The sequence below is a fragment of the Bacillus pretiosus genome (genome assembly GCF_052947655.1).
Window position 1 is genome coordinate 2,138,346 of sequence record NZ_CM129593.1, and the last position, 13,059, is coordinate 2,151,404.

At 35.4% G+C, this 13,059-nt stretch carries 10 protein-coding genes and 1 pseudogene; 9 read left to right on the plus strand and 2 right to left on the minus strand.

The window, feature by feature from the left end; translation table 11 throughout:
• Window positions 1-90: 90 nt before the first annotated feature.
• Both ACU8YW_RS11030 and ACU8YW_RS11035 read left to right on the plus strand, forming a co-directional pair.
• Window positions 91-1,450, plus strand: a pseudogene (locus ACU8YW_RS11030) (hemolysin family protein).
• A 132-nt stretch (window positions 1,451-1,582) separates the two neighbouring features.
• Window positions 1,583-3,007 carry an aldehyde dehydrogenase family protein gene (locus ACU8YW_RS11035; RefSeq protein WP_048546594.1) on the plus strand — a complete coding sequence of 475 codons (1,425 nt, stop codon included), beginning with the start codon at window positions 1,583-1,585 and terminating at the stop codon, window positions 3,005-3,007.
• A gap of 121 nt (window positions 3,008-3,128) precedes the next feature.
• Here the strand turns inward: ACU8YW_RS11035 and ACU8YW_RS11040 are convergent, their stop codons facing one another.
• On the minus strand, window positions 3,129-3,521 hold the full coding sequence (locus tag ACU8YW_RS11040) for a YueI family protein (protein ID WP_000247570.1): 393 nt from the start codon (window positions 3,519-3,521) through the stop codon (window positions 3,129-3,131).
• Window positions 3,522-3,755: 234 nt separating this feature from the next.
• On the opposite strand from ACU8YW_RS11040, the gene ACU8YW_RS11045 reads away from it, so the two are divergent.
• Complete coding sequence (locus ACU8YW_RS11045) at window positions 3,756-4,889, plus strand: BA2291 family sporulation histidine kinase (protein ID WP_000425101.1); 1,134 nt, start codon at window positions 3,756-3,758, stop codon at window positions 4,887-4,889.
• A 33-nt stretch (window positions 4,890-4,922) separates the two neighbouring features.
• On the opposite strand, the gene ACU8YW_RS11050 is transcribed toward ACU8YW_RS11045, so the two are convergent.
• Window positions 4,923-5,672 (minus strand): DUF4397 domain-containing protein, encoded by a 750-nt coding sequence (locus tag ACU8YW_RS11050; protein WP_000083266.1) that lies wholly within the window; start codon window positions 5,670-5,672, stop codon window positions 4,923-4,925.
• A 1,003-nt stretch (window positions 5,673-6,675) separates the two neighbouring features.
• Between ACU8YW_RS11050 and ACU8YW_RS11055 the strand changes: the two genes are divergently transcribed.
• The 6 genes from ACU8YW_RS11055 (at window position 6,676) to rocR (ending at window position 12,939) form a co-directional block, all read left to right on the plus strand.
• Complete coding sequence (locus ACU8YW_RS11055) at window positions 6,676-7,986, plus strand: aspartate aminotransferase family protein (RefSeq protein ID WP_001205889.1); 1,311 nt, start codon at window positions 6,676-6,678, stop codon at window positions 7,984-7,986.
• Entirely contained in the window at window positions 7,983-8,681 is a 699-nt protein-coding gene (gene atoD / locus ACU8YW_RS11060) for an acetate CoA-transferase subunit alpha (protein ID WP_000208097.1), read from the plus strand. The genes ACU8YW_RS11055 and atoD overlap by 4 nt, the downstream gene beginning before the upstream one ends.
• On the plus strand, window positions 8,666-9,328 hold the full coding sequence (locus tag ACU8YW_RS11065) for a CoA transferase subunit B (RefSeq protein ID WP_000525267.1): 663 nt from the start codon (window positions 8,666-8,668) through the stop codon (window positions 9,326-9,328). The genes atoD and ACU8YW_RS11065 overlap by 16 nt, the downstream gene beginning before the upstream one ends.
• Window positions 9,329-9,343: 15 nt before the next feature.
• Window positions 9,344-10,612: a peptidase gene (locus ACU8YW_RS11070; RefSeq protein WP_075311881.1), complete on the plus strand. Its 1,269-nt coding sequence runs from the start codon at window positions 9,344-9,346 to the stop codon at window positions 10,610-10,612.
• Entirely contained in the window at window positions 10,609-11,454 is an 846-nt protein-coding gene (gene ablB / locus ACU8YW_RS11075) for a putative beta-lysine N-acetyltransferase (RefSeq protein WP_098133856.1), read from the plus strand. Before ACU8YW_RS11070 ends, ablB begins: the two co-directional genes overlap by 4 nt.
• A gap of 99 nt (window positions 11,455-11,553) precedes the next feature.
• The gene (rocR, locus tag ACU8YW_RS11080) at window positions 11,554-12,939 is read left to right on the plus strand and encodes an arginine utilization transcriptional regulator RocR (RefSeq protein ID WP_087982480.1); all 1,386 of its coding nucleotides are present in this window, start codon (window positions 11,554-11,556) and stop codon (window positions 12,937-12,939) included.
• The last annotated feature ends 120 nt before the right edge of the window (window positions 12,940-13,059 follow it).

A 13,059-nucleotide genomic window follows, 5' to 3' on the forward strand; every position in this document is an offset into this window, starting at 1 on the left:
TTTTGTTAGAGTATTAGAATGCTTACTTCACTTGAATAAAATTAAGTAGGAGGTGGCTTCCTTGCTTACAATGTAAGTAAGGAGAAGTATTTGGACATATATAGTATAAGTATAGTGATTGTTTTAATTGCCTTAACGGCATTTTTCGTCGCAGCAGAATTTGCAATTGTTAAAGTGCGAAGTTCACGAATTGACTATTTAATTGCAGAAGGAAATAATCGCGCAACATCTGTCAAAACAGTCATTACAAACTTAGACGAATATTTATCTGCTTGTCAGCTAGGAATAACAGTTACAGCTCTGGGGATTGGGTGGTTTGGTAAACCGGCGTTAAAGCAAATGTTTGACACGCTTTTTGTAAATTTGAACATTTCTACTCAACTAGCAGACATTTTTGCTGTAATTTTAGTGTTTGTTTTTGTTTATTACATTTTTACATGTTGTAATAGGGGAATTGGCCCCAAAAACATTCGCGATTCAAAAAGCTGAACAAGTGAGTTTGTTTGTTGCTAAACCGTTAATTTTCTTTTATCGTATGGCGTTTCCATTTATTTGGATCCTAAATGGATCAGCTCGAATTATTACGAAGTTGTTAGGGCTGAAACCACCGAAAGGGCACGATGAGGTTCATTCAGAAGAAGAATTACGGTTGTTAGTTTCAGAAAGTTACAAAAATGGAGAGATTAATCAATCTGAATATAAATATGTAAATAAAATTTTTGAATTTGATGATCGTATAGCGAAAGAAATAATGGTTCCCCGAACTGAGATGCATATTATAAGTAAAGAAATGCCTGCTGAAGAAGCTTTGCAAAAAATGTCTCGGGAAAAATATACGAGATATCCAGTTGTAGATGGGGACAAAGATCACGTAATAGGTTTTGTAAACTTTAAAGATATTTTCACAGATTTTGTGCAGCATAATGCAGTAAGTAATAAGAAAGTAGAGCAATATATTAGGCCAATCATTTTAGTTATCGACTCTATCCCAATACACGACTTATTTTTAAAAATGCAAAAAGAAAGAACGCATATTGCTATATTGATAGATGAATATGGTGGTACGTCTGGACTTGTTACAGTTGAAGATATTTTAGAAGAAATAGTGGGAGATATTCAAGATGAGTTTGATACGGATGAACAGCCAGAAATTCAACAAGTTAGTGAAACGAAAACAATACTAGAGGGAAAAGTACTTGTTAGTGAAGTGAATACGTTATTAGGTTTAACAATTGATGATAATGGTGTTGATACAATCGGTGGTTGGATTTTAACGAAGAATATAGAAATTGCTGAAGAGGATTTCATTGAAATTGAAAATTATAAGTTTTGTGTAAAAGAATTAGATGGACACTATATAAAGAGATTAGAAGTTACAAAAACTGTAGAATCAATTGTTATTTTAGAAGATGAAAAACAAATTCCATTTCAAGAACAAATTAGTTCGTAGACTCTGCTATATGGCAGGGTTTTTTTGAGCATAATATTTTTGGCAGAATAAGGGCTATGATACAATGGCATAAGCCAGACCTTTCACTAGGTGAAATATTGTTGTATACATATATTTGGAAGGAGAAGATTTATGAAAAAGCATTTATATATAAATGGAGATTGGAAGTCTGTAAACACTTATAAACCATTATACGCACCATATTCTGAAGAAACGTTAGCGGAAATTGCACAAGGAACGGAAGAAGATGTACAAGAGGCTGTTACTGCTGCAAAAAATGCAATGAAAAAAATGAATACATTATCTGCATATGATCGTGCGACTATTTTAGAGAAGGTTGCACAAAAAATGGATGAAAGAAGAGAAGAATTTGCAGAGATTATTGCAAAAGAGGCTGCAAAACCAATTCGTGCTGCGAGGGGAGAAGTAGATCGTACCGTTCAGACATACAAATTTGCAGCGGAAGAAGCGAAGCGTATATACGGCGAGACACTGCCACTTGATGCAGCACCTGGTGCAGATGGGCGTATTGCATACACAATACGAAAACCGATAGGGGTTATAGGAGCTATTACACCATTTAATTTCCCATTAAATTTAGTGGCACATAAAGTCGGCCCTGCAATTGCTGCCGGAAATACAGTTGTGTTAAAACCAGCTGATCAAACGCCATTATCGTCTTACGCATTAGTTGAATTATTTGAAGAGGCAGGATTGCCAAAAGGAGCTTTAAATATTATTTCTGGTCCCGGTTCAACTGTAGGTGAGGCGATAGTTACAAATGATGATGTTGCTTCCATTACTTTTACGGGAAGTCCGAAAGTTGGAATTGGAATTAAGGCAAAGGCTGGGTTAAAGCGAGTTACGTTGGAACTGGGATCAAATGCTGCTGTTATTATTGATGAAGATGTAGAATTAACAGATGAAGTAATTGAACGTGTAAAATGGGGAGCATATGTAAACAATGGACAAGTTTGTATTTCGGTACAACGTGTTTTTGTACATGAAAAGAGAATGGATGAATTTCTTTCAAAGCTAAAGATAGCGATGGAAACAGTTATTGTTGGTGATCCATTGCTGGAAGAAACGGACGTATCGGCTTTAATTTCGAAAAAAGATGTAGAGCGAATAGAAATGTGGGTGCAGGAAGCTATTAAGGAAGGTGCTACTGTTTTATACGGTGGTAAGAAACGTGATGCAAGGATTTTTGAACCAACTGTATTAACAAATGTTCCAGAGTATGTATCTGTTCAGTGCCAAGAAGTATTTGGTCCACTCATGACAGTAAATACATTTAAAGAATTTGATGAGGCAATTGAGCAAGTAAATCATTCACGTTACGGTCTACAAGCAGGTGTGTTTACAAATAATTTGTTTAAAGCAATGCGTGCAATTGATGAGCTAGAGGTTGGTGGTGTCATGATTAATGATATTCCAACGTTTAGGGTAGATCATATGCCTTACGGTGGTGTTAAGGAAAGTGGTACGGGGCGTGAAGGAATTAAATATGCAATAGAAGAAATGACAGAAATGAAATTAGTGTGTATTAAAAAGTAAAGTAGAGCGAGCTTAAATATCCTAATAAAAAACGAGCTGGAAATGTTTACGATTCCATACTCGTTTTTTTATTGTTTGTTTTACGTTTCTCGGAACGATTTAATTTAACCAAGTGTACCTTTTACTTCATTTCTTGTTTGAAAATAGCATCTTCTACATAAATTTGTTCTTTGTCAACAGCAGTGCTATGAGATAATACTAAACCGATTGGTGTTTCTATACCTTTATTTTGAACAATTGTAAAAGGAACATTTTTTTCATTTGCTAATTTAATGTATTTTGATAAATGTGGGTAAGCAATGCCACCATTTAGGAATATTTGTAATGATTGAGAAGAGCGCATGCTACTAGCTACTTCAGAATATACATTACTTTGCATTACTTGACCGATAGTTAAAGCGATTTCTACACGCTCACGTAACGTAGTTAAATACATATTACGTTCTTCTGGTTTGTTCTGCTTTTGGCCGTAAATGCCTTCTTGGAGATAATCTTCCACATTTTTATTTACCATATTTTTCACACCTTTCATTTTCTATTGTACGAAAGAATGAAGCAGGATGCAAAAAAAAGTCGCATCGAATGTAAAAAATTTTGAATGAAAGGAAGGAAAATGGAATGTATCAATCTAAACAATTAATAAGGACATTAAAAATTTTATCAACACATATTAACAAAATGTGACAATAATCTATTAACGAATCGCATTTTTTGTGTTAATATTCAAAATATAAAGGGTGTTCGTCGCATGGAAATGGAGGGAATGGGGGTTTTTCCAATCGATAAGGATATTAAAGAAGTATTTTGTTCGCACTTGAAAAACAACAGGCACCAATTCGTTGAGAACTGGAAAAACAAAATGATAATTTCCGATAAAGATCCATTTAAACTAGAAGCAGTTCAAAATGGAGAGGATTTATTAGAGTTAATTATCGAACTTACTATGGAAGAAAAAGATATAGATTATCTTCAGCCATTATGCGAGAAAATTGCTATTGAACGTGCAGGGGCAGATGCGAATATTGGAGACTTTGTTTATAATGCAAATGTGGGAAGAAATGAACTTTTCGAAGCGATGTGTGAATTAGATGTTAGCGCACGTGAATTGAAACCGATTATGGCCCAAATACATACTTGTTTTGATAAATTAATTTATTATACTGTTTTAAAATACTCGGAAATTATATCAAAAAATTTAGAGGAAAAACAGCAATATATTAACGAAACACATAAAGAAAGGCTGACGATTTTAGGGCAAATGTCAGCAAGTTTTGTACATGAATTCCGTAACCCACTCACTTCAATTATGGGATTTGTTAAATTATTAAAGGCAGATCATCCAAGTTTATCTTATTTAGATATTATTTCGCATGAATTAGACCAATTAAATTTTCGTATTTCGCAATTTTTACTCGTATCGAAAAAAGAAATGTGGAATAAATCAGAACAATTTTGGCTTAATGATTTGTTTCAAGATATTATACAGTTCTTATATCCGAGTTTGGTCAATGCAAATGTTTCGATTGAAAAGAATTTACCGTATCCAATTCCACTTGTTGGCTATCGGAGTGAAGTGAGACAAGTATTTTTAAATATATTAATGAACTCAATTGACGCTCTAGAATCAATGAAAGAAGAACGGAAAATTATCATTGATGTATTTGAAGAAGATCAATCGATTCGAATTGTGATAAAAAATAATGGGCCAATGATTCCAGCTGAAAGTGTAGAAATGATTTTCGAACCATTTGTAACTACTAAAAAGTTAGGAACTGGTATTGGATTATTTGTATGTAAACAAATTGTAGAAAAACATAATGGGTCCATCATGTGCCGTTCAGATAACGAATGGACAGAATTTCAAATTGTATTTCAAAAATAAACAGTCTACACCAAATGAATGGTGTAGACTGTTTTAATTCGTAAGTATAACGGCTTCTAATTTAGGATCTTTAGTTGAATAACCTAAAAGTGAAATTGTATATATGATGTTCGGTTCGACTTTGAAATTCGGTATAGTTAGTAAGACGCTGGGATTATCGGCGAGTGAAACTTCAATATCTGCTGTACCAGGACTAACTTCCAAAAAATCTGTTATTTGTTTAAAGAGTACATTTTCAAATAAATGATCTCCACCTTTTAAATCTACATTTACAACAGGGGTATCTGGAGAAAAATGTGCAAAGCGTATTTTTGCTTGACCAGCTGGTAAATGTGTATTATCAAGCATAGGTTGTAATTGTAGATGATTGTCACTATTTATTGCGGCAAAAGTATAAGTGTGATTCCCCATTATTGGTACTAAAGCTGAAAAGATGGGAGTTTCATTTCCAACAGGGACAATATCTATACGGTATTTACCTTGCACTAATGTTAAATAGGGGCTAAATTGTTTAAATGAAATATTTTTAATAACCTTTTGCCCGTTTACTAAAATGTCAACCGCAGGTGTATTGGAAGCAGAGTGAAAAAAACGTATGTGTGACGGTAAAGCAGCTTCTTGTGAATCTCTTTTTTCATACGCCTGTACAAGTTTCGTAAGCGCATCGTAATATTTCATATATAGTTCTACATATTTTTTCGGATTTTTAAATTGATAGTAACGAGCGAGCTGTTCGTAACGTGCAGCTTCTTGTCCATATTTTTCGATTTCAGATTGAGACATGAATATTCCTCCTTTGTCATCATTAAAACTATATGCTTAACAAGAAAGAGGTTATGCGAAAAAATTGTTTTTTGAAGGAGAAAAGTTGAAAATTAATAAAGAGTATTGCTTATGGATAAGTGTTTTTTAGGCGAAAGAGCCTTATAATTTTTTAGAGTATACAGCAATATATCATCTATGTTGGATGATGATGTACCGATTACAACGTATATTTCGAAATAAAAAACCTTAAGAGCGTATGAAGTAACATATCGAAAACATGTCCAAAAATCCTTAGAAAACTAGGGATTTTTTTAATAATGGGCAAATACACATACAAAGTGATAATTGTCCTACATAAATTATAAAGGAAAGGTAGTTTAAACATAAGGAAAGGAATAAAATATTGGGATGGGGATATCCAAAAAGGAATTGTGAATGGAGTTATGGACGATTTTGTGCTTTACGATGTAGGATGAATTTTGAATTTGTAACATTATTTTTTCTATTTACGTTAGCAAGTGGCAGTATTAACCGATAAAAGAGCGTCGTGCCGAACTGATTAATGTGGTTAATCGGTTCTTTTTTTATTGTATAAAACGGAGGAGAATGTATGTAAAATATAGGTTTCTATAAAAATAATTGCTATGCATTTAGTAGGATTAATTGTCGATATTTGTTTGAAAATATGCAATATAAAGTAGGAGAATAGGAAGGAGTTTAAAGGGAGTTTCGTCGAAGTTTACACAATGTCGGCAATTGAGGGAAGCTGATATTATGTTAAGAAAATATGTAGTGAAGCGTTTATTTTATATAAAGGAGGGTTATTGGAGCGTATAGATAAGGGTTGGTCTTCGTTTTAAGTTCTGAATTTTCTGTTTTCGAAATTGATATTTAGCACTCATTTGTATATTTTATAATAGTTTTTTGATAAAATCACTGCTTTCGCAGAGGGTTCTTTTTTATGAAAGAAACGTCAATTTTCTTCATATATATATACAAATTGGAGAAATGGGGGAGCGCTATGCGCGATTACTTAATTAAACCACTTGTTGGTCAGCCGTATCCAATGATTTCACATGGAAAAGGTGTGTATTTGTATGATCAAAACGGAAATAAATATTTTGATGGCTCGTCAGGGGCAATTACGGCAGGTATTGGGCATGGCGTAAAGGAGATTGCAGATGTTATAAAAAAGCAAGCAGAGGAGATTGCTTTCGTTTATAGATCACAGTTTACGAGTGAACCAGCTGAAAAATTAGCGAAGAAATTAAGCGATTTAAGTGTAGGAGATTTGAACTGGAGCTTTTTTGTGAATAGTGGTACGGAAGCAAATGAAACAGCTATGAAAATTGCAATCCAGCATTTTCAAGAGCGAGGTATTCAAGGGAAGCATAAAATTTTGTCACGATGGATGAGTTATCACGGTATTACGATGGGAGCCTTATCAATGTCTGGGCATCCACTGCGCAGACAACGTTTCGTGTCAATTTTAGAAGATTATCCAACTATTCCAGCTCCATATTGTTTTAGATGTCCGGTGCAAAAGGTATATCCAACTTGTCAGCTTGCTTGTGCGACTGAACTAGAAAGATCAATTGAAAGAATTGGTGCAGAACATATCGCAGCTTTTATCGCTGAACCGATTATCGGAGCAGCTGGAGGCGCAGTCGTTCCGCCGAAAGAATATTATAAAGTCATTAAAGATATTTGTAGTCATTACGATATTTTATTTATTGCTGATGAAGTAATGACAGGGCTTGGTCGTACTGGCGCATGGTTTGCGATGGAGCATTGGGGTGTAGAACCGGATATTATGACTCTTGGTAAAGGTTTAGGAGCTGGATATACACCGATGGCAGCGACGATTGTAAGTGACCGTGTTATGGAGCCAATTTTACGTGGATCGCGTTCTGTAATGAGTGGGCATACGTTAAGTGCAAATCCATTATCTGCAGCAACAGCTCTAGCTGTTATTGAATATATGGAGAAACATAATCTACCTGAAAAAACAGCAGAAAAGGGAGAGTATTTAATAAAAGGACTACAGAAAGTTCAGCAACAATCGACAATCATTGCTGATGTGCGCGGAAAAGGGTTGCTGATTGGAGTAGAATTGCAACCGTTTACAAAAGCGTCGGAACTTATTTCGGTTGCAGCTAAAAATGGTCTTCTTTTATACCAAGCTGTTTCAGGGCAAGCAGGAAAAGAAGATAGTGCACTGCTTGTAGCACCGCCGATGACAACTACATATTCCGAGTTAGATGAATTACTTTCAATTTTTGCAAAAAGTGTAGAAGAAATGATGCAAAAAGGAGGGCATAGTATCGCATGACAACTATTACGAATACATTCGATAAATTAAAAGAGATAGAGGAAGTAATTTCTTTGTTCCACGATGATATGACATTAATGTTTGGAGGATTTGGGGGGATTGGATCCCCTCCATCTTTAATACAGGCGATTTTAGAAAAAGGAGTTACAAATTTAAATTTAATAGGAAATGACACGGGATTTCCTGATGTAGGAATCGGTCGTCTTGTTACGAATGAAAGAGTAAAATCATTAATTACTTCACATATTGGTTCAAATCCAAATGCAGGAAGACAGCTAAACGAAGGAAGGTTACAAATCGAGTTTTCTCCTCAAGGAACATTAGCAGAGCGTATTCGCGCTGGTGGTGTAGGACTTGGAGGTGTATTAGTTGATGTAGGTGTTGATACGATTGTAGAAGAGGGAAAACGTACAGTTGAAATGAATGGCAAGACATATTTAGTTGAAACAGCATTAACTGCTGAGGTTGCAATTGTATATGCGAAAAAAGCGGATCCGTTTGGTAATCTTGTGTTTGATAAAAGTGCTCGTAATATGAATCCTCACGTAGCTATGGCAGGGGATATAACGATTGTAGAAGCAGAAGAAATCGTTCCACTTGGAAGTTTAGATCCAGAAGAAATTGTTGTCCCAGGAGTATTTGTAAATTATATTGTACCGTCGGAAGGAGTGAATTGGAAATGGGTATGGGCGTAGAAGTGAGAGATAAGATTGCTAGGCGCGCGGCGAAAGAAATACAAAATGGTATGATTGTAAATTTAGGTATTGGTATACCATCGCTTGTACCGAATCATCTTCCTGACGATATAAACGTTATGTTTCATGCGGAAAATGGAATTGTAGGTATGGGACCTACGCCAAGAAAAGGGAATGAAGACGAAAATTTATGTAACGCAGCAGGTTTACCGACTTCTCTAATTACAGGAGCGAGTTATTTTGATAGTTGCACAGCGTTTGGGATGATTCGAAAAGGTTTATTAGACATAACGATTCTTGGTTCATTACAAGTAAGTGAGAATGGTGATTTAGCGAACTGGATTGTACCAGGAAAACGCGTTCCAGGTATTGGGGGAGCGATGGATTTGGCACAAAAAGCGAAGCGGGTCGTTGTTGTGATGAATCATGTCGATAAATACGGAAATGCAAAGATTGTTTCGGAGTGTACATTACCATTAACTTCAAAGAAATGTGTAGATTTAATTATTACGGATATGGCAGTTATGGAAGTGACGCAGGGTGGACTCGTTTTACAAGAATTAATGAGTCCATACACAGTGGAAGATATAAAACAACATACAGAAGCTGATTTCAAAATTGGCTCTAACTTACTAGTAATCGAATGAGGGGAGATGTAATATATGGAGCAATTAAAAAAGAAAATTTGTGATTATATCGAGAGTCATGAAGAGGAAAGCGTAAAATTTTTAAAACGATTAATTCAAGAAAAAAGCGTATCTGGTGATGAAAGTGGTGCGCAGGCAATTGTGATTGAAAAATTACGTGAGCTAGGTTTAGATCTTGATATTTGGGAACCTTCATTTTCTAAAATGAAAGATCATCCTTATTTTGTATCACCGCGTACAAGTTTTTCAGATAGCCCGAACATAGTGGCAACTTTAAAAGGAAGTGGCGACGGGAAATCTATGATATTAAATGGACATATTGATGTCGTACCAGAAGGAGATGTGAATCAGTGGGACCATCACCCTTATAGTGGTGAGCAAATAGGGAATCGTATATATGGTCGTGGAACAACAGATATGAAAGGCGGCAATGTCGCACTGATGCTTGCGATGGAAGCTATTATTGAATCTGGTATTGAATTAAAAGGAGATATTTATTTTCAAAGTGTAATTGAAGAAGAAAGTGGCGGGGCAGGAACATTAGCGACTATATTACGAGGATATAAAGCAGATGGTGTCATTATTCCAGAACCAACAAATATGAAGTTTTTCCCGAAACAACAAGGGTCCATGTGGTTTCGTCTACATGTGAAAGGCAAAGCAGCACACGGTGGAACGCGTTATGAAGGAGTAAGTGCAATTGAAAAAAGTATGTTTGTTGTAGATCATTTGAGAAAATTGGAAGTGAAGAGAAATGACCGAATTACAGACCCGTTATTTAAAGGAATCCCCATTCCAATTCCAATTAATATTGGGAAAATTGAAGGTGGGAGTTGGCCAAGTTCTGTTCCTGATTCATTAAATTTAGAAGGAAGATGTGGTATTGCGCCGAATGAGACTATAGAGGCAGCAAAAGAAGAGTTCGAGAATTGGATCGCTGAATTAAATAATGTGGACAATTGGTTTGTTGAAAATCCTGTAGAAGTAGAATGGTTTGGAGCGAGATGGGTTCCTGGTGAACTAGAAGAAAATCATGAGTTAATTACGACACTAGAGCATAACTTTGTTGAAATCGAAGGGAATGAACCGATTATTGAAGCATCTCCGTGGGGGACTGATGGAGGTTTATTTACACAAATCTCAGGTGTACCAACGATAGTATTTGGTCCAGGAGAGACGAAAGTAGCACATTATCCAAACGAATATATAGAAGTTGATAAAATGATAGCTGCCGCAAAAATTATTGCATGTACATTACTAGATTGGTGTGAGGTGAAAAAATGAAATACTATGAATCTTTTAGAGAACAGACGAATGGCTATACAGTAGAAGGCGTTTTAGACTATTTTAATAAACGTATTCGAGTAGACCACTACACAGGAAATATTCAGAGAGTTATCCAAACAATTGACGAATTAGCAGAGAAGCATTCTTTCACTAAATGTATTATTAAAGGAAAGGGAGAGCATGTTTCTACATGGCTCTCTTTCGGTTTTTTATTGGAAGCAACAATACCGCATTATTTTCAAGGTCACGATGCATACTTCTTCGTGAAATTTATTAATGATGAAAGACGAAATAGTATTCATTGGGCTGAGGAAGATACCATTTTAAGCGGTGTTAAAGCAAAAGAAGTAAAGGAAAAAATAGTACCAGAGAAATTTTTATTAAGAAAAGCGACAGAAGAGGATGCGGAAGAATTAGCGGCTGTCTTTGGAAAAGTATTTGAAGTTTATCCGACTCCTTTAAACGAAGCGAGTTATGTAAAACAAACGATGAAGGAAGACGATACAATATACTATGTGTACGAATTCGAGGGGAAAATAATTAGTACAGCATCTGCAGAAATGAATATAAAAGAAGGAAATGCAGAATTAACGAATTGTGCTACTTTACCCGAATATCGTAAGCATGGGTTTATGAAAAGTTTACTAATTAAGTTAGAAGAAGAACTGCAAGAAAAATCGATTTTCTGCTCCTATACAATTGCTCGATCGCTTTCTTTCGGAATGAATGCGGCCTTTCATCAGTTAGGTTATACGTATACAGGAAGACTGGCGAACAACTGCTACATTTTCGATAAGCTGGAAGATATGAATATATGGGTGAAAGATTTGTCTAAATAGTACGGTATAAAAAATAGAACGGAATCGTCATGCTTATAATCGCATATAGGTATGCCGGAAATTCGGCATGTGATTGCTGGATTTTCGGCAAAAGGGGGGATGACATTGCTAGCAGTTTCGACACAAGAAGTCATTGAAGCGATTTTGGGCAGTATTGATGAGGCTATACACGCAGTAGATGAAAATGGTATTACAATTTTCTATAATACTGTAGCTGCAAAACACGATGGGTCAAAAATTGAAAAAGTGTTAGGAAAACATTTGTTAGAAGCGTTTCCTTCTTTATCTAGGGAAACGAGTACGTTAATGAAAGTGTTAGATACAAAAAAACCAATCGTTCATCAAGTTCAGCATTATCAAAATTTAAATGGGGAAGACATTTGTACAGTAAATACGACGTTACCTATTTTTATAGATGGAAATATTGCTGGGGCTGTTGAAATTGCAAAGGATTATTCCACAGTTCAAAAACTTACGGATACAATTGTAGATTTGCAGTCAAAAATAAAGCGGTCATCTAGAAAAAAAGTAATTAAAAAGCATGTTGCATTTGAGACGATTGTGACGGATGATGCTCGATTTAAACAGACGAAAGAATTAGCACAAAAAGTAGCGCCAACTGATGCAAATGTTTTAATATATGGGGAAACAGGAACAGGGAAAGAGTTATTTGTACAAGCGATTCATGAAGCTTCTAAACGGAAGAACAAGCCATTTATTGCACAAAACTGCGCAGCTTTGCCAGAGTCGCTATTAGAAAGTTTATTGTTCGGAACGACGAAAGGTAGCTATACTGGGGCAATTGAACGAGCGGGATTATTTGAACTTGTAGATGGTGGGACATTGTTTTTAGACGAACTGAATTCAATGCCTCTCGATTTACAAGCGAAAATGCTACGTGTATTAGAAGATGGTGTTATTCGTCGAATTGGTGATAATAAGACGAGAAAAGTAGATGTTCGCGTTATTACTGCAATGAATCAGCCACCAGAAATATGTTTAAGAGAGAATAAAATTCGTACTGATTTATATTATCGATTAAATGTCTTTTCATTGTATATTCCGCCGCTACGTGAAAGAACTGAGGATGTCTTATTATTAGCGTCTTATTTTTTGAACGAATATAATAAAAGTTATAAAAAAGGTGTACTTCAAATGGATAAGGAAGCGAAAGAAAGACTACAAGCTTATCAATGGCCTGGCAATGTTCGTGAGCTAAAACATACGATTGAACATGCTGTCATTATTGCAGAAGGGGATACACTAACAGCCAATTGTTTACCGCGTACATTTCGGAAAGAGAATTTGCCAAAGAAGAAGAGCATATTGCCACTTAGAGAAGCACTTCATCAAACAGAAAAGGAATTAATAGATCAAGCGTTAATTGAAACGGAAGGGAATATATTACAAGCTGCAAAAATGTTAGGTATCCCTCGCCAAACGCTTCAATATAAATTGAGTAAGTACGACAAAACCGCCGAATAATTGGCGGTTTTTGTGTGTTTGCACCAATAAAAGAGCGTTTACATATATAAAAAGTAATGAATATGATAGTATGTATGGATTTTATACAGTGCTTACAAATATTTTTTCGTTTATGTAATA